Source organism: Methanofollis ethanolicus, assembly GCF_001571385.1.
Taxonomy (GTDB): domain Archaea; phylum Halobacteriota; class Methanomicrobia; order Methanomicrobiales; family Methanofollaceae; genus Methanofollis; species Methanofollis ethanolicus.
In genome coordinates this window covers 1,234,580-1,253,787 of sequence record NZ_BCNW01000001.1, presented here as the reverse complement: position 1 = coordinate 1,253,787, position 19,208 = coordinate 1,234,580, and the positions used below count along the sequence as shown (strand labels likewise).

Here is a 19,208-nt window from a genome sequence, read left to right as displayed (position 1 = left end):
AGGGGGGAAAAGGGTGGCGGTGCCGGACCAGAATGTTCTTCGTGCCGGAGGAAAAATGTCGGGGTGAGGCGGGGGTTTTCTCTCGCCGGTCGTCGGGGACGGGGGATGTGTCGGAAGGAATAACCCTTCCGGGAATGATAAGGAGAAGAGTGTTCCCCACACGCGTGGGGATGAACCGGTGTACCGGAAGGACATGAGTCACCCGATCACGTGTTCCCCACACGCGTGGGGATGAACCGACTATAGAGGTTTGCAGGTATCCGAGCGTATCGTGTTCCCCACACGCGTGGGGATGAACCGAGTCTGACGGCTACGTCGAGCGCATCGACGGAGTGTTCCCCACACGCGTGGGGATGAACCGCCTTGCCGGAGTAGACATCGAGGCCCGCGGTCGTGTTCCCCACACGCGTGGGGATGAACCGATCATGCCCATGGTGGCGGAGGTGGCGCCGAAGTGTTCCCCACACGCGTGGGGATGAACCGGTCATTCGTGTCCCGCCCACTGCCACGGTGTTGTGTTCCCCACACGCGTGGGGATGAACCGTGTCCGACCAGATCACCGGCGCCGAGGTTACGTGTTCCCCACACGCGTGGGGATGAACCGAATACAGCGCACGCATGAGCGTTGGCGCTATGGTGTTCCCCACACGCGTGGGGATGAACCGAGATCGCCTACACCATTTCTGACCTCTACCGCGTGTTCCCCACACGCGTGGGGATGAACCGGTAAATATTTGGGATCGTCTGTCTTGCCCGAGGTGTTCCCCACACGCGTGGGGATGAACCCCGCTTTCATAAGTCTGATTGGTCCGCCGTTTCGTGTTCCCCACACGCGTGGGGATGAACCGATTTCCTGATGGATTCGCTGCTCTCTGATGGGGTGTTCCCCACACGCGTGGGGATGAACCGCGGCAGACGTGTCCTGAATGTTGGTGGGTGTGGTGTTCCCCACACGCGTGGGGATGAACCGAGCGCGTGGACGCCGTGTTCAACAATTTCGAGGTGTTCCCCACACGCGTGGGGATGAACCGATTTTCCCACCAGATTTTCACAACACCCGTAGGTGTTCCCCACACGCGTGGGGATGAACCGATATATCAGAAAATCGTCGGCCAAATCGGCATGTGTTCCCCACACGCGTGGGGATGAACCGGAAGCCGAGTCGCGCACCGCGTTCGAGAACAAGTGTTCCCCACACGCGTGGGGATGAACCGCGGTCGGTAGTTTCCTTCCGCTTTCGACTACGGTGTTCCCCACACGCGTGGGGATGAACCGATGAGCTGCGCTGCAGGGTCTGCTATTTCCGGGTGTTCCCCACACGCGTGGGGATGAACCGGCATTTCTGACGACGTTCTTAGGTTTATTCGGGTGTTCCCCACACGCGTGGGGATGAACCGCGCGCGTGCTATCTGGTATTCGTTTCGGTGGTGTGTTCCCCACACGCGTGGGGATGAACCGTGACCTATAAGGACTTGATTACTCTAAGCGACGTGTTCCCCACACGCGTGGGGATGAACCGCAATTGTTTAAATAGCATCAATGCCTCGCGTGGTGTTCCCCACACGCGTGGGGATGAACCTACTTTGCAAATTCGGACCATACCAGTGGGATCGTGTTCCCCACACGCGTGGGGATGAACCGAGGCAATCGAGAAAATCGATAATACTACAAATGTGTTCCCCACACGCGTGGGGATGAACCGCCATATAATTCAACATCCGTTCTCATTATCGAGTGTTCCCCACACGCGTGGGGATGAACCTGTCCATCTCCTTCGAGGATTTCATCGCCTTTGGTGTTCCCCACACGCGTGGGGATGAACCGCCCCGTAGGTTGTAGCGAATTCCTTTGTCTGCGTGTTCCCCACACGCGTGGGGATGAACCGATTCTCCTCCAACTGTTACCTCGGTGGTTTTCGTGTTCCCCACACGCGTGGGGATGAACCGACACAAGCGCGGCCACTGCGCCGGTAGTAATAGTGTTCCCCACACGCGTGGGGATGAACCGATTACCGAGTTTAGAGTCTCAATTTTCTCGCGGTGTTCCCCACACGCGTGGGGATGAACCGATGCAATCGCAACCCTCAGATTCTCCGCCCCGGTGTTCCCCACACGCGTGGGGATGAACCGATCCTCCATCGAGCCGTTCCAGGTGGACGCGCGTGTTCCCCACACGCGTGGGGATGAACCGAACCAGGAGACCGAGAGCATCCCCCCGGAGGAGTGTTCCCCACACGCGTGGGGATGAACCGGTGTACGCGGTCTCGCGGCCGTGGTGCCGGTAGTGTTCCCCACACGCGTGGGGATGAACCGGCGCTGATCGCATGGCCGAGCGCCCGGACGGTGTGTTCCCCACACGCGTGGGGATGAACCGAGGCCGCACCCGGGCGTGGCATGCGGCGATGGGTGTTCCCCACACGCGTGGGGATGAACCGTCAGAACAGGCGCGACCGCGACGGAACCAGAAAGTGTTCCCCACACGCGTGGGGATGAACCGGTCGCCAGCCATTGTCTATCGGGTTTTTTAGTGTGTTCCCCACACGCGTGGGGATGAACCGGGATTCAGGGGGTCTGCTCCAGGATGGCCCGTGTGTTCCCCACACGCGTGGGGATGAACCGCCGATAAACCCGAGTCCGATATTGTTTGTTGCGTGTTCCCCACACGCGTGGGGATGAACCGTGGGGTACCTGCCTTACAGACTCGCTATTCATGTGTTCCCCACACGCGTGGGGATGAACCGTCAAACAAACCCGAAAAACAAGATCCTATCTCGTGTTCCCCACACGCGTGGGGATGAACCGTCAACGATCGATATACCATCCTGGAAGCGAATGTGTTCCCCACACGCGTGGGGATGAACCGGATCGCCAACGGTCGGCGGGGTTACGACTACAGTGTTCCCCACACGCGTGGGGATGAACCGCAATCTCGTCGTATGCGGGGGCGTCGGCGGCGGTGTTCCCCACACGCGTGGGGATGAACCGGCGAGGGTCGGCAAAAAGTCGCCCTCGCTCCGGTGTTCCCCACACGCGTGGGGATGAACCGGGCGGATCAGAAATCGAACAACCCCGTAGCCCGTGTTCCCCACACGCGTGGGGATGAACCGTAGCAGTTTTTCCGGGGAGTCACGAACGAGAGGTGTTCCCCACACGCGTGGGGATGAACCGAGCAGAAACACGCGATAATTGTTTTCTGCAAAGTGTTCCCCACACGCGTGGGGATGAACCGTATATGATTAAAGTAAGAGATTCTGATACTTAGTGTTCCCCACACGCGTGGGGATGAACCGAGGCCGCCGACGCGGGTCGGCCGCAGCTTCTTGTGTTCCCCACACGCGTGGGGATGAACCGGAGAATATCGGTGCAGAAAACGCATCGATTCGGTGTTCCCCACACGCGTGGGGATGAACCGGAGAATATCGGTGCAGAAAACGCATCGATTCGGTGTTCCCCACACGCGTGGGGATGAACCGTGATCGAACAGTCGAGTAGGCCGACCCCATCGGTGTTCCCCACACGCGTGGGGATGAACCGATCGTGGAACTCCCCGGCACTGTCGAATTTCTGTGTTCCCCACACGCGTGGGGATGAACCGTCTCCTGACGCCGGGGCAAGAGTTACCAGGCTGTGTTCCCCACACGCGTGGGGATGAACCGGTGAGAGCACCCCCGACAACCCTTTTACTGGCGTGTTCCCCACACGCGTGGGGATGAACCGTGCGTTTGCCTCGGATCATCAACTCGCGATCAGTGTTCCCCACACGCGTGGGGATGAACCGCCCCCCTCGCCGCCTCTCTGCAGCAGAAACAGGTGTTCCCCACACGCGTGGGGATGAACCGACCGGGTCTGCAGCTCCCTAGAGCACCGTGGAGTGTTCCCCACACGCGTGGGGATACAACAATCTTCTACACCCTCTCTCCCATCGGGGCGATCTCTTCCCCGCCACAAAAAAAGAAGATTAAATATCGTCATCCTCGGGACGGATGACCGCGAAACCGACGACCGTGTCGCCCTCGTCCATCTTCATGACCCGCACGCCGCGGGTGCCCCGCTTCTGGATGGAAATACCGGAGACCGACGTCCTCATCACGATCCCCGAGGCGCTCATCAGGATGATCTCGTCGCCGTCCGAGACCGCCTTCGCCGAGACGACGCCATCGCCATAGGGAGGCTGGATGTTCCGCACACCCATCGTGCCCCGGCCGTGGCCGCGGAACTCGTCGAACTCCGTCCTCTTGCCCATCCCCCTCCCGGTAACCGTGAGCAGGTGGTCGCGTGAGACCAGGCTCAAGGCCACCAGGTGGTCGCCCTCCCGCATCCTGATCCCGATGACACCCTGCGAGTTGCGGTGGAGCGGCCTGACCGCATCCTCCGCGAAGCGGAGACTCTGGCCCTTCAAAGTCGTCAGGAGCACCTCCTGCACCGTGTCGGTGACCTTCACGTCTACCAACTCGTCGCCCTCCTTCAACTTGATCGCGAGGATACCGCTCGGCCGCGGGCGCGAAAACTCGTTCAGCGGGACCTTCAGCACCATGCCTCCCTTCGTCGCGAAGAAGAGGAAGTGCTCCGGGTCGAACTCCCGCACCGGAATGACCGCATTGACCCGCTCGTCCTTCAGGTCAAGGAGGTTCACGATCGCCTTCCCCTTCCCGGTGCGCGTGCTCTCCGGGATATCATAGACCTTCATCCAGTAGATCCGGCCGAGGTTCGTGAAACAGAGAAGATAATCGTGGGTACTCGCCACAAAGACATCAGTGACGACATCGTCCTCCTTCGTCGCCATGCCGATGACACCCTTCCCTCCCCGGCGCTGCATCCGGTAGGCATCCAGAGGCATCCTCTTGATATAGTTCGTCGCCGTCAGGGAGACGAGCGCCGGCCTGTCCTCGATGAGATCCTCCTTGTTGATCTCCCCTGCCGCCGCGGCGATCTCTGTCCGCCGCGGGTCCGCAAACTGTTCCCTGATCGCGACGACCTCTTTTTCGATCTCGGCAAGGATATGCGTGCGGTCCTGGAGGATATCCTGCAGGCGGGCAATCTCCTTCTGGAGACCCCCCCGTTCCTCCTGGATCTTCTGCTGCTCAAGGGCGGCGAGGCGGCGGAGCTGCATCTGGAGAATGGCGTTTGCCTGCGCCTCGTCAAGGCCGAAACGGGATATTAGAGTCCCCCTCGCCTCGTCTGCACTCGGGGACGCCCTGATAGCGGCGACCACGTCGTCGATGCTCGAAAGGGCCAGGATCAGGCCGTTGAGGATGTGGACTCTCTCGTTCGCCTTCCGCAGGTCGAACTCAGACCTCCTGCGCACCACCTCGATCCTGTGGTCGAGATAGTAACCAAGGAGGGCGGGCAGGCTGAGCACCATCGGTCTGCCGCCCACGATGGCGAGGTTGATAATCCCGAAGGTATTTTCCAGGGGAGTGTGCTTGTAGATCTGGTTGAGGACGACCTGCGGCATCGCGTCCCGCTTCAGATCGATGACAACCCTGATCCCGTCCTTGTCGGACTCGTCCCGCAGGTCGGAGATCCCTTCGATTCTCTTATCCCGCACGAGGTCCGCGATCTGCTCCACCAGATTTGCCTTGTTCACCTGGAAGGGTATCTCGGAGATGATGATCCGCGGCGTCCTGCCCTCTTCCTCGATCTCGGCAACGCCCCGGATGACGCATTTCCCCCGGCCGGTGAGGTATGCCTCGCGGATGCCGGCACGGCCCATGATAACCCCGCCGGTCGGGAAGTCCGGGCCCGGGAGGAGTTTCATCAAGTCGTCGACCGGTATATCCGGGTCGTCGATATAGGCACAGAGAGCGTCGCAGACCTCGCCGAGGTTGTGCGGCGGCATATTCGTCGCCATACCGACGGCGATCCCCGACGACCCGTTCACGAGCAGGTTCGGCATCTTTGCGGGCAGGACAGTCGGTTCCTTCGTCGACTCGTCGAAGTTCGGGGTGAAGTCCACCGTCTCCTTCTCGATATCCTCGAGCATCGCCTCGGCAAGGGGCGTGAGGCGGGCCTCTGTGTACCGCATCGCTGCAGCGGAGTCGCCGTCAATGGACCCGAAGTTACCCTGCCCCTCGACCGGCATGCAGCGGTACGAGAAGGGCTGCGCCATCTTGACGAGGGTATCATAGATCGCGGAGTCGCCGTGCGGGTGGTACTTCCCCATCACATGGCCGACGATGCTCGCGCTCTTCTTCGTCGGCTTGTCGTGGGTGTTGCCCATCTCCCCCATGCCGTAGAGGATGCGCCTGTGGACCGGCTTCAGACCGTCCCGCACGTCGGGGATGGCCCGGCCGATGATCACCGACATGGCATAGTCGATGTACGAGGCCTTCATCTCGGTCTCGACCGTCACCGGGATAACAGACCGATGCGCCTCGTCTCCCTCAGATGTCAAGGTTCTTCACCTCCTGTGCATGTTTCCAGATAAATTCCCGTCTCGGCTCCACGTCGTCGCCCATCAGTTTCTCGAAGATCTCGTTTGCGTAACTCGCGTCCTCGATCCGCACCTGCTTGAAGACCCTGTGTTCGGGGTCCATCGTCGTCTCCCAGAGTTGTTCGGCGTTCATCTCACCGAGACCCTTGTAGCGCTGAACCGTGATCCCATTCTCGCCCATCTCGGCGAGGATCGCCTTCATGTCCTCTTCGCGATAGGCGTACCTCTCCTTCTTGCCCCGCGCCACGCGGAAGAGAGGAGGCTGGGCGATATAGACATAGCCGCGCTCGATCAGTTCGGTCATATACCTGTAGAAGAAAGTGAGGAGGAGCGTCCTGATATGCGCCCCGTCCACATCGGCATCGGTCATGATGACGATGTGGTGGTAGCGGGACTTCTCGGCGTTGAAATTCTCGCCGACGCCGGTGCCCATCGCCGAAAAGAGCGCCTGGATCTCGGCGTTCTTCAGGATCTTGTGGGGCGAAGCCTTCTCGACGTTGAGGATCTTGCCCCGCAGGGGGAGGATGGCCTGGAAACGCCGGTTTCTCCCCTGCTTTGCGGAACCGCCTGCCGAGTCACCTTCGACGATATAGATCTCGCTCTTTGCGGGGTCGCGCTCTGAGCAATCCGCGAGTTTTCCGGGGAGTCCGGTGCTTTCGAGGGTGCTCTTTCTCCGGGCGAGGTCACGGGCGCTCTGTGCCGCCTCACGCGCCCGCGCCGCAAGGAGGGCCTTGCCGACGATCGCCTGGAGCACCTTCGGGTTCTCCTCGAAGTATTCGGTGAGGGAGGAGTAGACAAGGGAGTCGACGATCCCCCGCACATTCGAGTTGCCGAGGCGCATCTTCGTCTGTCCCTCGAACTGGGGGTTGGCGACCTTGAGGGAGATGACGGCGTTCAGTCCTTCCCTGACATCGTCGCCCCGGACAGTACCGCCGTTCTTGAGGAGGTTGTTCTTCTTTGCCGAGGCATTGATCGCCCGGGTGATCGCGCTCCTGAACCCTTCGAGGTGGGTGCCGCCTTCCCGCGTGTTCACCGAGTTGACGAAGGTAAAAACCTGTTCCTTGTAGGTGTTCGTGTACTGGAGGGCGACCTCGACCTCGACCCTGCTCTCCTCATCCTTCCGGTCGACGGCGATAGGATCCTCGTGGATACGCTCGTCGCTCTCGGTGAGGTGGCGGACGAACTCCGTGATCCCGCCTTCATAGCGGTAGCGGTCCTCCTCACCGCTCCTCTCGTCGCGGATATCGATTGCAAGCCCGGAGTTGAGGAAGGCCAGTTCCCGCATCCTGTGGGCGAGGACGTCGTAGTCGAACTCGACCGTCTCGAATATCGCGGGGTCGGGCATGAAGGAGACCCTCGTTCCGGTCAGGCGGTCGCCGAAACGTTCCAGGAAGAGGGCACGGTCTTCGATGCCCTCCCACTCACCCTCGACGCCAAAGACCCGGATGTACCGTGCCTTCATCTCGTCGAGGCTCTCCTCCCGGGAGGTGAGAGGTTCGGTCATCAGTCCGCGCGAGAAGACTATCTCATAGACCCGACCGTCCCTGAAGACCGTCGCTCTCAGGATGGTCGAGAGGGCGTTAACGACCGAGACGCCGACGCCGTGCAGGCCGCCGGAGACCTGGTACGTGTTCTTGTCGAACTTGCCGCCCGCGTGGAGGACGGTGAGCACCACTTCGATGGCGCTCTTCCCTGATTTCATCGTGTCGACCGGGATGCCGCGGCCATTGTCCTCGACGGTGCAGGAACCGTCGGCGCCGATGGTCACCCTGATCTGATCACAGAACCCTGCAAGCGCCTCGTCGATGGAGTTGTCCACGACCTCGTAGACAAGGTGGTGGAGGCCCCGTGTGTCGGTCGAGCCGATGTACATGGCGGGACGCTCACGCACCGGTTCGAGGCCCTTCAGGACGGTGATATGGGAGGCATCATAGGAATCTCTCATAGCTGCCCTCCATAGAATAATAAGGGATGCAAAGTTCGTGGATTCACACAATATATTGGGTGTGAAACCACTTTAAGGTACTCGAAAATACACGATCTCTTTCCGGGAGGGGGTGCCATCACAGCCCGGCAAAAAGGTTTCAGTCGTATGTCCCGACCTGCGGGTCGGCGATTCCGAGGGAGCGGTCGACCTCGACAAGCAGGTGCCTGAGAATTCTTTTGACCTCCTCGGCGTCTTCCCTGTCCATCGTACCGGGCTGGTGCCAGATGACGCGCTTTCTCAACTGCTCGATAAGGGCGTCCACCTGCGTGCCGGCAAACTGTGCGGGCACGATCAGTTCGTCGAGGTGGTCGGCCGCCCCGTAGAAGGCCTGCTCGGGGGGGAGGGAGACATGCCGGGCGAGCGCCACCAGGGGGATCACAAAGCCTCTGCCGAATTTGCTCTCCATGGAAGGGAGATGGGTCTCCTCCCAGAAAAAAGTATCACCGGGGGGCCCGCACTACCCCGGATTCTGTGCCCTCGCCTTCAGACAAGCCACGTAAGGGTCGAGGTGGCGATGATGAGGGCGAACGTTCCGGCAAGAAACGCCCATTCGACCACCTTCAACGGTTTTTTCGTGATGAGGAGGCGGGAGTCCTTCCCATAGCCGCGGCAGAGCATGCTCGTGTAGGTCCGTTCCCCCTGCTCGAAGGACCTGATGAAGATCGTTCCGACCTCGTAGGCGAGCATCTTCAGGCGGTAGCGGTGGGGCAGGGTACGGTCGAGGGCGTCGAAGCATCTGGTCTGGAGGGCCGCGTTGACCCGCACGTACATTCTCCCGAAGAGGAAGAGATAGCGGATCATCATCCCCAGGATGAGGGTGAACTCGGACGGGAGGCCGAGGCGCCCGGCACCTTCGAGCATGCCCTGCATCGTCGTCGTGGACGAGAGCAGGATGATGAAGGAGATGCAGACCAGGAACTTTGCCGCGAGGATGGAGGCGAACTCCACGGACTCGGCATAGATCGCGATGCCGAGGGGGAGGGGGACGAGGGGGTGAAACTCGGCGTAGTGCGGGTTGGTGAAGAAGATCTGGAAGACGATGAGGAAGAAGCCGAAGGGCAGGACCAGGAGCAGGCGCTTGAAGTATTCTTTCGGGGAGATCCGGGAGAGTGCCCAGAGGCCCGCGAAGAATGCCAGGAAGACGGCACAGGGAAGGTAGACCCCGGTCGTGTACGGGAATGCGACGGTGGCGATGATGAAGGCGAAGACGATGAGGATCTTCACTCGTGCGTCGCAGCGGTGGACCATGCTTGTCCCCTGCGCCACCTGCTCGATCGCGAAGAGTTCCTCGATCATGGCCTCCCCCGGTATGCGGAGAGGAACGCCGCCTCGACCTCGGCATAGGTGTAGCCCTCGTCGAGAGAGACGCCGGCCTCGCGCAGGGACCGTATCAGCCTCTGGAGCACCGGTATATCGAGGCGGGTCCGCGTCAGGAGGTCGGCCTGCGAGAAGATCTCAGGCACGGTCCCCTTCTCCACGACGGTGCCGCGGTCCATCACATAGACATAGTCGGCCAGTTCTGGCACCAGGTCGAGGTGGTGGGTGGAGAAGATCACCGTCATGCCGAAACGCTCGGGCAGGGTGTTGATAAAGGAGATGAGGTCGGCGACACCCTGCGGGTCGAGCCCCGCCGTCGGTTCGTCGAGGACGAGCACCTGGGGCTCCATGGCCAGGATGCCGGCAATGGCGACGCGCTTCTTCTCCCCGCCGGAGAGCTGGTGGGGCGGGCGGTCGCGCATCTCGTCGAGACCGAGGAGGCGGATTGCGCTCTCCACCCGATGGTGGATCGTCTCCTCGTCGAGACCCAGATTTGTCGGCCCGAAGGCGATGTCCTGCTCGACCGTCGGCGCGAAGACCTGGTCGTCAGGGTTCTGGAAGACGATGCCGACCATCTTGCGCACTTCCCTCTGGTTCGCCTTCGTGATGGGTTCGCCGTGGATGAGCACCTCGCCCGACGTCGGCTTCAGGATGCCGTTGAGGTGCTTGAAGAGGGTGCTCTTTCCCGCGCCGTTCGCACCGATCACCGCGATCCGTGCTTTCCTGCCGGCGATGAAGTCCACGTTGTTCAGGGCCGGGGGCCGGTTCGGGTAGGCGAAGGTGAGGTTGCGGGTCTCGATAATGTGCATCAGTATCCTGTTTGGTAAAAAAAAGATATAGAGTCAGTGTTTTGAGGCAGTGACTGCCTTGCCGGCACCGAGGACGAGGAGCAGGGCAAGGAAGATGCCGACGACGACGGCGATGACCTCACCCATCTTGCCGGCGTCCTCTCCCATTGAATAGTCGGGCATGGGAGCTTCGTACTCGAAAGTGCCGGCACCGATTGCCTCGGCATCTCCATCTTCAGGGGAGGGGCCGGTGAGCTCCTTCACGCCCTGGACGACAAGGGCCGTGCTCTCCAGGCCGTCGGGGTCGCCCGCGGCAAAGAAGACGGCGGTGACGCCGATCAGGATGGCAACGACGACTCCGAGGGCGACGAACTGCTTTGTCTCCATTATACCGCCACCCCCTCGACTGTCTTCATGAGGTCAGGCCGCGCCGAGGCGATGAGGTAGATCGCGCCTGCCGTGATGATGGCCTCGATGATCCCGATAGCCGCATGGTAGGTGCCCATCGCGATCATGCCCTCGACGAGAGGGAAGGTGCCCGCGAGGAACATCTCGACTGACGCTGCAAGTGCCGGGATGACGCAGGCGAACCAGGCGGCGATGCCTGCGGAGAGGTAGGTGTTCCCCGCAATGCCCATCACTCCTTTGTAGGTGTAGAAACCGACGAACCCACCGATGACGCCCATGTTGATGATGTTGGCGCCCATTGTCGTGAGTCCGCCGTCCCCGAAGACAACACCCTGGACAAGGAGCACGAGGGTGAGGATGAAGACCGCGGCATAGGGGGAGCCGAGGAGGATTGCCGCAAGGGCCCCGCCGACAAGGTGGCCTGTTGTTCCCATGCCGACCGGGAGGTTGAATGCCTGGATGGCGAAGATCCCGGCGGCAAGGACGGCGATGAGAGGCACTTTCTCGTCGTCGAGTTCGTTCCGTGCCCACCTCAAGGCGAGGCCGACGAATATCAGAGCAATGACCCAGTAAATGGCGCTCTGCCAGAGGGGAATAAAGACGTCTGGAATGTGCATGGTGACCATACTTCAGTAGCACGTTACAGGATATAAGTATTATCCATTCGCGCCGATTGCAAGTTCTTTCAAAAAAGCGCGTACTGAAGGCCCGACTATTGTGCCAAGCGACATAATGATGGATGGTTTCGTGAGAAGACGGCGGGCAAGAATGCCGGGGCGGTCCATATCGCCATAGCGCACGATCAGGTCGGTGATCGCGGGGTCGGCCATCTTTGCGATGAGAGCGTCTGTCTGCGCCGCGGAGAGTTCCTGCCTCAGCCGGGAAAGACGCATGCCGAGGGCGAGTTCGCGGCCGACGTCGGCCTGCCACTTCTGCTCGTACCCGGCGAGGGCGGCATCGGAAAAGTCGTCTCTCTCGCAGCAGGAGAGGGCGACGCTGGCCGCGTGCCGCGCCGAGCGCACACCCGTATAGACGCCGCCGCCCGAGGTCGGCTTTGCAAGCCCCGCGGCGTCGCCGACAAAGAGAGTCCGGTGGCCGTACGTCCGCGGCATCGGGCCGAGGGGGATTGTGCCGGTGACAAGGTGGGTGCAACTCGTCATGTACGGCCCGGCGAACTTCTGAAAGTCCTCCTTCACGTTGCGCATGCCGCAGAGGCCGACCCGTGCCCGGCCCTCGCCCGTCGGGATCACCCAGCCGAAGAACTGCGGGGCGGCGGCGGGGTGGACTTCCACGAAGCGGGCATCCATGTCGAGGGGGACGTCGGCCTGGATGCCGGATAGATAGACCGGCGACCGCGCCATGCCGAGCATGCGCGCCATCCCGCCCCGCGGCCCGTCTGCAGCGATATACAGCCGCGCTTCGACGTCCCTTCTCCCGAAAGCCCCGCGGGTCATAAGACGTCCTTCTTCTCTCCCGACAACGGCGGTCTTCGGCCAGAACTCGGCCCCGGCGTCTGCTGCGGCCGCCGCCATCTCGGCGTCGAGGCATGCGCGGTCGACGACCAGAGCCTTTGTTACTCCGGCGTCGAACCTGAGTTCAGTCCCGGTGCTGGAGACGATCCTTGCCCCGCTGACCTTGTTCAGGATCGGACGCTCAGAAACCCGGCACTCTTCAAGGGCCTCGACCGAGAGGAGACCGGCGCACTGGACCGGAAAACCTGGTGATGCGTGTTCCTCGATGCAGAGGACAGAGAGACCCGCCTCCGCACAGGCGCGCGCCGCCGCACTCCCTGTCGGCCCGGCCCCGACCACCGCAACGTCGTACATGCAGAATTACTCTGCCCCCCTCCCTACTTGAACGTCACTATAAACATGGGATTCGTCCCTAAGGATGGAGAGAAGGATGACAATCGACCTCTTCATTCCATTCTCCTGCTTGCCTTCCCGGAGCCAATCTTGAGTGGGGGACCGGGGGCGTAGTCCCCGGTGACCTGTATGGAGAAGGCAGTGGATCAGTGCATTCCTCCGGGGGGTTGTTGCCCCCCGGTCCCCCGTGTTAGGATAGGCAGGGGTCTGCAATCCCCTCTCCAGAATCTCTGTTCTGTTTTCTTTGGATCAATCCAGAGTAGGGGTCCAGGGAGATACGAGCGGAGCGAGCTTGAGAAAGCGGAAAATGCAGAGCATTTTCCGGTTCTGGCACATCTTCGATGTGCCACGAAACGTAGGTTTTTGAGTGAACCCCCCGGCATCGGTCCAGTCGTGGAAGTTCTCTCCGGAGTTGGGGCAGACAGATCCATCGGCACCTCTTCCCAAAAATCACCAGAGGTCTGGGGATATGGTCATGGCTTATTGCTCCGCCGCGCCAACAAGATCAGGATGTCTGAAGTGCCCGTATTCAAGTGGAAGCAGTGCCTGGTCATCAGGGCCGATGTCAAGATGAGTTGCGGCAAGAAGTGCGTGCAGATGGCCCATGCCGCCATCGGCGCCTACGAGCACGCGGGAAAAGAGGCGAAGAAGGCGTGGTACTCAGAGGGGCAGAAGAAGGTGGCGCTGAAGGTCCCGGGCGAGCGCGACCTGCACACCCTGAAGATGGCGGCCGAAGCCGCCGGCATCCCCTGTTCCCTCATACAGGACGCGGGGCTCACCGAGATACCGCCCGGCACCGTCACCGCCCTCGGCCTCGGCCCGGCGAAGAGCGAGGACCTCGACCGCATCACCGGCGGGCTGCAACTCCTATGATGCACACGCCCTATCCCGTGGAGGACACCCTCGGGATATCATGGTACGCCACGGAAACGCCCGGGATCGGCGGCGTCCTGCGGAAGGAACCCGAGGACTTTAGAGTCGAGGAGATGCCCCTCGGCGGGCCGTCAGGCGAGGGGCCGTACCTCCTCTGCAAACTCACGAAGCGGAACTGGGAGCACCAGCACGCCATGAAGTCCATTGCGGCGGCCCTCGGCATCTCGCACAGGCGGATCTCCTGGGCCGGCACGAAGGACAAGAACGCCCTCACCACCCAGTACATCACCATTTATGGCGGCGAGGCGGAGGCCGTGAAGGAACTCCATATCAAGGACATGGAGATCGAGCCCCTCGGCATGACCCAGCACGCCCTCTCCCTCGGCGCCCTCGGGGGGAACAGGTTTGCGATCACGATCCGGGACTGCACCGCCCCTGACCTTGCCGGCACGGTTGCGTCCTGTGTCTCTGCGGCGGCGGCAGGTTTTCCAAACTACTTCGGCCTCCAGCGTTTCGGTGTCGTGCGGCCTGTCACCCACCTTGTCGGCCGGGAGATCCTGCGGGGTGACTACGATGCCGCGGTCGACACCTATGTCGGCCTCGCCTGCCCTGACGAGACGCCCGAGGTGCAGGAGACGCGGCGGGCCTATATCGAGACCCGCGACGCGAAGGCGGCGATCGCCGCCTTCCCCGCCCACCTCGGCTTTGAGCGTTCGGTACTCTCGTACCTGGCCACCCACCCCGGCGACTCGGGTGGGGCTCTCCAGAACCTCCCGCCAAAACTCCTCTCCATGTTCGTCTCGGCCTACCAGTCCTGGCTCTTCAACCGCGTCCTCTCCCTCCGCTGCGCCGACGGCACCGGACTCGACGAACCCCTGCCCGGCGAGCGTCTTGTCTTCACAAACGGCAGGGAGGACATCGTGACCGAAGCGAACCGCCGGATTGTCTCCGTCCATATCGGCCGCGGCAGGTGCGCCGTGGCCCTCTTCCTCCCCGGTGCCGGGTCGTTCCGCACCGAGGGAAGGAACGACAAGAGGATGGCGGCGCTCCTTGCCGAGGACGGGATCACCGCGGACCATTTCGAGCGTGCCGGTGCGTTCGTGCACCTCCACTATGCCGGAACCCTCCGGCCCATCAACGTGAAAACAGAGATTGCGACCGAGGTGACGGGGCAGGACGTCGCCCTTGCCTTCACCCTCCCGCCCGGCCACTATGCGACGACGATCTGCCGGGAGTTTATGAAGGCAGATCCCCTGGCGATGATCTGACGGCGGCGAGGGTGCGGGCCCCCTCGATAGCGTCATAGAGGTTGCCCACCTCGTCGGCAAGGCCGATGCCGATCGCCTCCTCGCCCCGTATCAGGCGGGCGGATTCGATCTCCGAGCGCTTCACCGGCCGCTGCGCCGTCACGTCGGCGATGAAGTCGTCGGCGCTCTCGTTCACGAGTTGTCTCGCATAGGACTGCTCTTCTGCGGTCAGGGGGCGGTACGGAGAGGTCATGTCCTTCTGCTCTCCCGACTTCACCACCTCGACCTTCCTCCCTTCTGTTTCCATCCACTCGCTCTCGTCGGGGAAGAGCCAGATCACCCCGATGCTCCCGGTCATCGTATCCGGCGAAAGGTAGATCCTGTCGGTGTGCGCCGAGATCATATAGGCAGCCGAAGCGGCGACATCTCCCATCGAGGTCACGACCGGTTTTTTCGCCCGTGCATACTCCAGGTCGCGCACGATCTCCTGCGCCGCCGCCGGACTGCCGCCCGGGCTGTTGACGCGCAATACGATCGCGCTGACAAAGGGGTCGTCGGCCGCGGCGCGGACTTCGCGCCCGACATACTCGCTCCCTGCATACCCGCCACCCGAAAAGTCGCCAGCAAGGATCGTCCCCTCGACGCGGATGACGGCGACGTCGCCCTCACCGATCGGCGACATGAACAGTACGGCGACAGCGACGGCCGCAGCGACGAGGACGGCGACGGCAAGAATGCCGAGATTCTTTTTCAGCCTCCGGCGCCTCTGTGCGCGTTCGATATCGGCAAGGAGGCTGTTCATCACCACTCAGTCCCCGTAATTGACGGCGTATTCGGTCACCAGATTACTCCCGCAGAGGTAATGGCGCAGGAGTCTGAGCCGGATCATCTCGTCCTCCGACTCGATGTGCATCCCGCCGACAAGGGAGGGAGTGTCCTCGCCGCCCACGATGAAGGGGAGGTGGATGAGCCGGATCTCATCGACCAGACCATGCCTGAGCATGTGCCAGTTGAGGGTCGGCCCGCCCTCGATCATCATCTTTTTGACGCCGTAGTCTCTCCTGAGGACTGCCATCAGTTCAGGGAGGTCGATGTGTGTCTTCCCGCAGACGACGACGTCGACACCCTTCTCCCGGAGGGCGGCGACCTTCTCAGTGGGGGCCTGTTCGGAGACGGCGATCACCGTCCGGGCGTCGCGGTTGAGCACGTTGGCGGTGAGGGGGATGTCGGCCATGCTCGATGGGATGACCCGGATCGGGCTCTTTCCCGGCGCCAGTCTGACGGTCAGGAAGGAGTTGTCGATGGCGATGGTGTGCGACCCGACCATGATGGCATCACACTCTGCGCGGGTCTTGTGGAGGAGGATCTCAGTCTCATGGGCCATGTGTTTCATGAGAATCTTGCTGGAAGCGCCTCTTTTGAGCGTCAGCTTCCCGTCGACCGTGATCTCCGACATCATCAGCACGTGGGGCCGTAGTGATGGAGCAGACATAATCTCAGTTTAATATCACCCCGGGGTTTAAAAGAGGGTATGGTCAGGTATCCCGGCGAAGCAATGCTTATCCTCATGGCAGTTCCACTATCCTGTCATGAATATAACGGCGCTGAGGCCGCGTCTCATATCAAAACTCGAGCCGATCGCTGATTTTTTTGTCAGGGCCGGCATCAGTCCCAATCAGATCTCGTATCTCTCTCTTCTTGCCGGGATCTGCTGTGCGGTCGCCTTTGCCGAGCGCCTGTTTCTTCCAGGCGCCCTCCTCCTCCTTGTCTCGGCCATCCTTGACCTGGTGGACGGCACCGTGGCGCGGAAGAAGCACTGCCAGACGAAGTTCGGGGCGGTCATCGACTGGGTCTTTGACAAATATGTCGACGCCCTTGCTCTCCTCGGCATCGGGCTTTCCGGTGTGGCGGTCGTCTCCGGGTACTTCCCTCTTCCGCCTGCCGCGGACTTCGCCGTCGTCGCCGTCGCCATCTTCGGTTCGATGATGAACACCTTCATCAAACCGGTGGTCTATGCCGAGGTCGGGTTTACGGAGAGGGTGGACGGGAAGATCCACGACCCCCTTGAGGGCGTCGGTTTCTTCGGCCGTCCCGAGACCCTGATCGCTCTTATCGTCGGCGCTGTTGCGGGTTTCCCCGGGCTTGCAGTGATCCTCATTGCGGTCTGCACGAACATCTCGGCGATCCAGAGGATCGCCTACCTCTCAAGGTCGCTCCCCTGAGGCCGGGAGATCGCGCCGGTGAGGTCGTCGCGGAAGGCCTGATACAGGCCGTCTGCCATCGCCGCAAGGCCGGGCATGATGATAAAGAGGGCGTACGCGATGACGATCAGGGCCACCAGCGCCCCGAGTTCGCAGAGGACGTTGTGGGCCCAGAAAAAACTCTCGTAGCCGTATTCTCCGTTGCTTGCGATCTCGGGGAGGTACGGGAACCACTGTCCTGTATACGCGAGGATCACGAAGATGTTTCTCCCGATGTTGAGGAGATAGATCGTCGGGACGATGAGAAGGGCGGCGATGGCTTTCTGCCGCAGGTCGGTCGGGACGGCGGCGGCGACGCCGAGCATGATAGCGATGCTCTGGATGCCGGTGCACCCGAGGATGATCTGGACCTTCAGGCCGTTCCTGGCAAACATGTCCCATTCAGGCATGGTATAGGCGATACCAAGAGCAGAGAGGCACCAGCCGATCTGGTCGATGACGATCTGGATCAACCAGGGACCGAGGGGCGTGTAGGCGAAGGGGAGGTACAGGAGAACGGCGACGGCAGCGGCGCGGGTGAGGTGGGTGATATGGTCGTCCCCGGCGAGCAGTCTTTTCGCTGTCACGTACAGGAAGGGGATGGAGAGGAGGGCGAGTGTCGGGTAGAGAAAGTTGTTGATGGAGAGGAAATAGGGAACCTCTGCAAAGAGGTAGAGGGACATTGAGAGCCAGCCGCCGATGCCTGCATACGGCCGGTGGCGTCCGGGTATGAGGAAGAGAACAAATAAGGCGAACGCTGCAAAGAGAAGGTATTCGTCCATCACCCACTATTTGTCCCACTCACCTAATTAAGAGTTCTTAAGGCGGCCGATCTCGCCCTTCAATCTGCGGCAGAACCCTTCTATACCGTGCATGATCCGCCAACCAAGTCTTAATCAGGCATGCCTCCCAATAATATCTGAATGATATTCTGTCCAAAGTGCAACACCATGATGATCTCGTCCGGGGGGCAGATGAAGTGCCGCAGGTGCGGCTATATCCAGGCCATTGAGAGTGAGGCCGGGATGAAGATCACGACCACCCGCGTGGAGAAAGAGATCACGATCGTGGACGAAGAGGAGAAGGTAAAGACCCTCCCGACGATCCAGGTCAGGTGCCCGAAGTGCGAGAACAACCTCGCCTTCTGGTGGCTGCGCCAGCTCCGCTCTGCCGATGAGAGCGAGGTGCGTTTCTTCCGTTGCACCGAGTGCGGGCACACCTGGCGTGAATACGATTAAATCCTAGGAATACCAATCTATAGAAACAGCGGGAACACACAGGTTCCTGTCCCTCATTTTCGGGCGAGGGTTGCCAAGCCAGGTCAAAGGCGCAAGGTTGAGGGCCTTGTCACGTAGGTGTTCGAGGGTTCGAATCCCTTCCCTCGCATTACTTCTGATACATTTCTGATCCTCTTACGAATGTCGTTTTAGAGCATCATTCTGCTCTTCTGGAGAAATTGTTCTGGTTTTGAGTGTTTGTAGAAATCCTCATCCCAAGGGTATCCCCAGAGCCCGGATCGGGGCAATTTCCAGCCCCGCTCCCTCCTCCTCCCCGGCACCAGGGGAGGCCGGGAGAGGGAAACATTACCCACAATCATACCCAGGGCCTGAGGGCGTTGAGTCCTGCCGGATTTCGTCTTGTTCTGCCCATGGCCCCCGGTATGCCAGGATCGCAGGATCTCCCCGATATGGCCCCGAATGGGATGTGGGATCCCCTGATCGGAGGCAGATCCTGGCGTATTTGACCCGGGCCATGTCCCACGGGACCACATCCTTATGTTCTAACATGAGGGCACCACAGGATAGGATCTGCGGGACGTCTCCCGGGCCAGACTTTGTAGAATCGGGTACGAAACGGAGTTTCAGGCGGCATTCATGGAGGTCATCCCAGAACTGATCCGAACCTTCATGCACGCCGATGAAAGGACTCACATCCGGTTCTGAAAAATCCTGTTCTGGCGTCTTGTCCGGGGGGTTTCACTCGAAAATCAGAGATTTTCTCACGGTCGCTATCGCTCCTTCCCCCCGACCCCCATCATTGCGATAGGGGGC

Annotated in this window: 15 protein-coding genes, 1 tRNA gene and 1 CRISPR repeat array; of the genes, 5 read left to right on the top strand and 11 right to left on the bottom strand. The window is 61.1% G+C overall.

Translation table 11 applies throughout. The features are described 5' to 3' along the window. Positions 1 to 149: 149 nt before the first annotated feature. Positions 150 to 3,899: direct repeats of the CRISPR family, unit length 29 nt; unit sequence GTGTTCCCCACACGCGTGGGGATGAACCG. Between the two features lie 58 nt (positions 3,900 to 3,957). The 8 genes from gyrA to MEFOE_RS06150 form a co-directional block, all read right to left on the bottom strand. Continuing rightward, entirely contained in the window at positions 3,958 to 6,393 is a 2,436-nt protein-coding gene (gene gyrA / locus MEFOE_RS06185; RefSeq protein WP_067049786.1) for a DNA gyrase subunit A, read from the bottom strand. Continuing rightward, entirely contained in the window at positions 6,383 to 8,377 is a 1,995-nt protein-coding gene (locus MEFOE_RS06180; RefSeq protein ID WP_067049783.1) for a DNA topoisomerase subunit B, read from the bottom strand. The genes gyrA and MEFOE_RS06180 overlap by 11 nt, the downstream gene beginning before the upstream one ends. A gap of 139 nt (positions 8,378 to 8,516) precedes the next feature. Then, the gene (locus MEFOE_RS06175) at positions 8,517 to 8,825 is read right to left on the bottom strand and encodes a hypothetical protein (protein WP_067049780.1); all 309 of its coding nucleotides are present in this window, start codon (positions 8,823 to 8,825) and stop codon (positions 8,517 to 8,519) included. 77 nt (positions 8,826 to 8,902) lie between these two features. Beyond that, a complete protein-coding gene (gene cbiQ / locus MEFOE_RS06170; protein WP_067049778.1) occupies positions 8,903 to 9,715 on the bottom strand; it encodes a cobalt ECF transporter T component CbiQ in 813 nt (270 codons plus the stop codon). After that, positions 9,712 to 10,545, bottom strand: a complete 834-nt coding sequence (locus MEFOE_RS06165) for an ATP-binding cassette domain-containing protein (protein ID WP_067049776.1) — start codon at positions 10,543 to 10,545, stop codon at positions 9,712 to 9,714. The genes cbiQ and MEFOE_RS06165 overlap by 4 nt, the downstream gene beginning before the upstream one ends. A 33-nt stretch (positions 10,546 to 10,578) precedes the next feature. Then, complete coding sequence (locus MEFOE_RS06160; protein WP_328585444.1) at positions 10,579 to 10,911, bottom strand: PDGLE domain-containing protein; 333 nt, start codon at positions 10,909 to 10,911, stop codon at positions 10,579 to 10,581. Next, positions 10,911 to 11,549, bottom strand: coding sequence for a cobalt transporter CbiM (cbiM, locus tag MEFOE_RS06155; RefSeq protein WP_067053054.1), 639 nt, complete (start codon positions 11,547 to 11,549; stop codon positions 10,911 to 10,913). The genes MEFOE_RS06160 and cbiM overlap by 1 nt, the downstream gene beginning before the upstream one ends. 39 nt (positions 11,550 to 11,588) lie before the next feature. Then, positions 11,589 to 12,758: a geranylgeranyl reductase family protein gene (locus tag MEFOE_RS06150; RefSeq protein ID WP_067049771.1), complete on the bottom strand. Its 1,170-nt coding sequence runs from the start codon at positions 12,756 to 12,758 to the stop codon at positions 11,589 to 11,591. Between the two features lie 549 nt (positions 12,759 to 13,307). On the opposite strand from MEFOE_RS06150, the gene pth2 reads away from it, so the two are divergent. Both pth2 and truD read left to right on the top strand, forming a co-directional pair. Then, positions 13,308 to 13,670 (top strand): peptidyl-tRNA hydrolase Pth2, encoded by a 363-nt coding sequence (pth2, locus tag MEFOE_RS06145; RefSeq protein WP_067049768.1) that lies wholly within the window; start codon positions 13,308 to 13,310, stop codon positions 13,668 to 13,670. Then, positions 13,667 to 14,938, top strand: a complete 1,272-nt coding sequence (truD, locus tag MEFOE_RS06140) for a tRNA pseudouridine(13) synthase TruD (RefSeq protein WP_067049765.1) — start codon at positions 13,667 to 13,669, stop codon at positions 14,936 to 14,938. The genes pth2 and truD overlap by 4 nt, the downstream gene beginning before the upstream one ends. Here the strand turns inward: truD and sppA are convergent. Both sppA and MEFOE_RS06130 read right to left on the bottom strand, forming a co-directional pair. Then, positions 14,907 to 15,719 carry a signal peptide peptidase SppA gene (gene sppA / locus MEFOE_RS06135; RefSeq protein WP_067053051.1) on the bottom strand — a complete coding sequence of 271 codons (813 nt, stop codon included), beginning with the start codon at positions 15,717 to 15,719 and terminating at the stop codon, positions 14,907 to 14,909. The genes truD and sppA overlap by 32 nt on opposite strands. A 6-nt stretch (positions 15,720 to 15,725) precedes the next feature. Beyond that, positions 15,726 to 16,409: a dihydrofolate reductase family protein gene (locus tag MEFOE_RS06130; protein ID WP_067049763.1), complete on the bottom strand. Its 684-nt coding sequence runs from the start codon at positions 16,407 to 16,409 to the stop codon at positions 15,726 to 15,728. Positions 16,410 to 16,506: 97 nt separating this feature from the next. On the opposite strand from MEFOE_RS06130, the gene MEFOE_RS06125 reads away from it, so the two are divergent. After that, positions 16,507 to 17,139, top strand: a complete 633-nt coding sequence (locus tag MEFOE_RS06125) for a CDP-alcohol phosphatidyltransferase family protein (protein ID WP_067049760.1) — start codon at positions 16,507 to 16,509, stop codon at positions 17,137 to 17,139. Here MEFOE_RS06125 and artA read toward each other — a convergent pair. Continuing rightward, positions 17,115 to 17,939, bottom strand: a complete 825-nt coding sequence (gene artA / locus MEFOE_RS06120; RefSeq protein WP_067049757.1) for an archaeosortase A — start codon at positions 17,937 to 17,939, stop codon at positions 17,115 to 17,117. The two genes, MEFOE_RS06125 and artA, sit on opposite strands and share 25 nt — an antisense overlap. 141 nt (positions 17,940 to 18,080) lie before the next feature. On the opposite strand from artA, the gene MEFOE_RS06115 reads away from it, so the two are divergent. Further along, positions 18,081 to 18,395 (top strand): transcription factor S, encoded by a 315-nt coding sequence (locus MEFOE_RS06115; RefSeq protein WP_067049754.1) that lies wholly within the window; start codon positions 18,081 to 18,083, stop codon positions 18,393 to 18,395. Positions 18,396 to 18,458: 63 nt separating this feature from the next. After that, positions 18,459 to 18,543, top strand: a tRNA-Leu gene (locus tag MEFOE_RS06110). Positions 18,544 to 19,208 lie beyond the last annotated feature (665 nt).

Coding starts and splice junctions, on each gene's coding strand:
- MEFOE_RS06180 (WP_067049783.1), bottom strand. CDS start 8,377: ATGAGAGATTCCTATGATGCCTCCCATATCACCGTCCTGAAGGGCCTC.
- MEFOE_RS06175 (WP_067049780.1), bottom strand. CDS start 8,825: ATGGAGAGCAAATTCGGCAGAGGCTTTGTGATCCCCCTGGTGGCGCTC.
- cbiQ (WP_067049778.1), bottom strand. CDS start 9,715: ATGATCGAGGAACTCTTCGCGATCGAGCAGGTGGCGCAGGGGACAAGC.
- MEFOE_RS06165 (WP_067049776.1), bottom strand. CDS start 10,545: ATGCACATTATCGAGACCCGCAACCTCACCTTCGCCTACCCGAACCGG.
- MEFOE_RS06160 (WP_328585444.1), bottom strand. CDS start 10,911: ATGGAGACAAAGCAGTTCGTCGCCCTCGGAGTCGTCGTTGCCATCCTG.
- cbiM (WP_067053054.1), bottom strand. CDS start 11,549: ATGCACATTCCAGACGTCTTTATTCCCCTCTGGCAGAGCGCCATTTAC.
- MEFOE_RS06150 (WP_067049771.1), bottom strand. CDS start 12,758: ATGTACGACGTTGCGGTGGTCGGGGCCGGGCCGACAGGGAGTGCGGCG.
- pth2 (WP_067049768.1), top strand. CDS start 13,308: ATGTCTGAAGTGCCCGTATTCAAGTGGAAGCAGTGCCTGGTCATCAGG.
- truD (WP_067049765.1), top strand. CDS start 13,667: ATGATGCACACGCCCTATCCCGTGGAGGACACCCTCGGGATATCATGG.
- sppA (WP_067053051.1), bottom strand. CDS start 15,719: ATGAACAGCCTCCTTGCCGATATCGAACGCGCACAGAGGCGCCGGAGG.
- MEFOE_RS06130 (WP_067049763.1), bottom strand. CDS start 16,409: ATGTCTGCTCCATCACTACGGCCCCACGTGCTGATGATGTCGGAGATC.
- MEFOE_RS06125 (WP_067049760.1), top strand. CDS start 16,507: ATGAATATAACGGCGCTGAGGCCGCGTCTCATATCAAAACTCGAGCCG.
- artA (WP_067049757.1), bottom strand. CDS start 17,939: ATGGACGAATACCTTCTCTTTGCAGCGTTCGCCTTATTTGTTCTCTTC.
- MEFOE_RS06115 (WP_067049754.1), top strand. CDS start 18,081: ATGATATTCTGTCCAAAGTGCAACACCATGATGATCTCGTCCGGGGGG.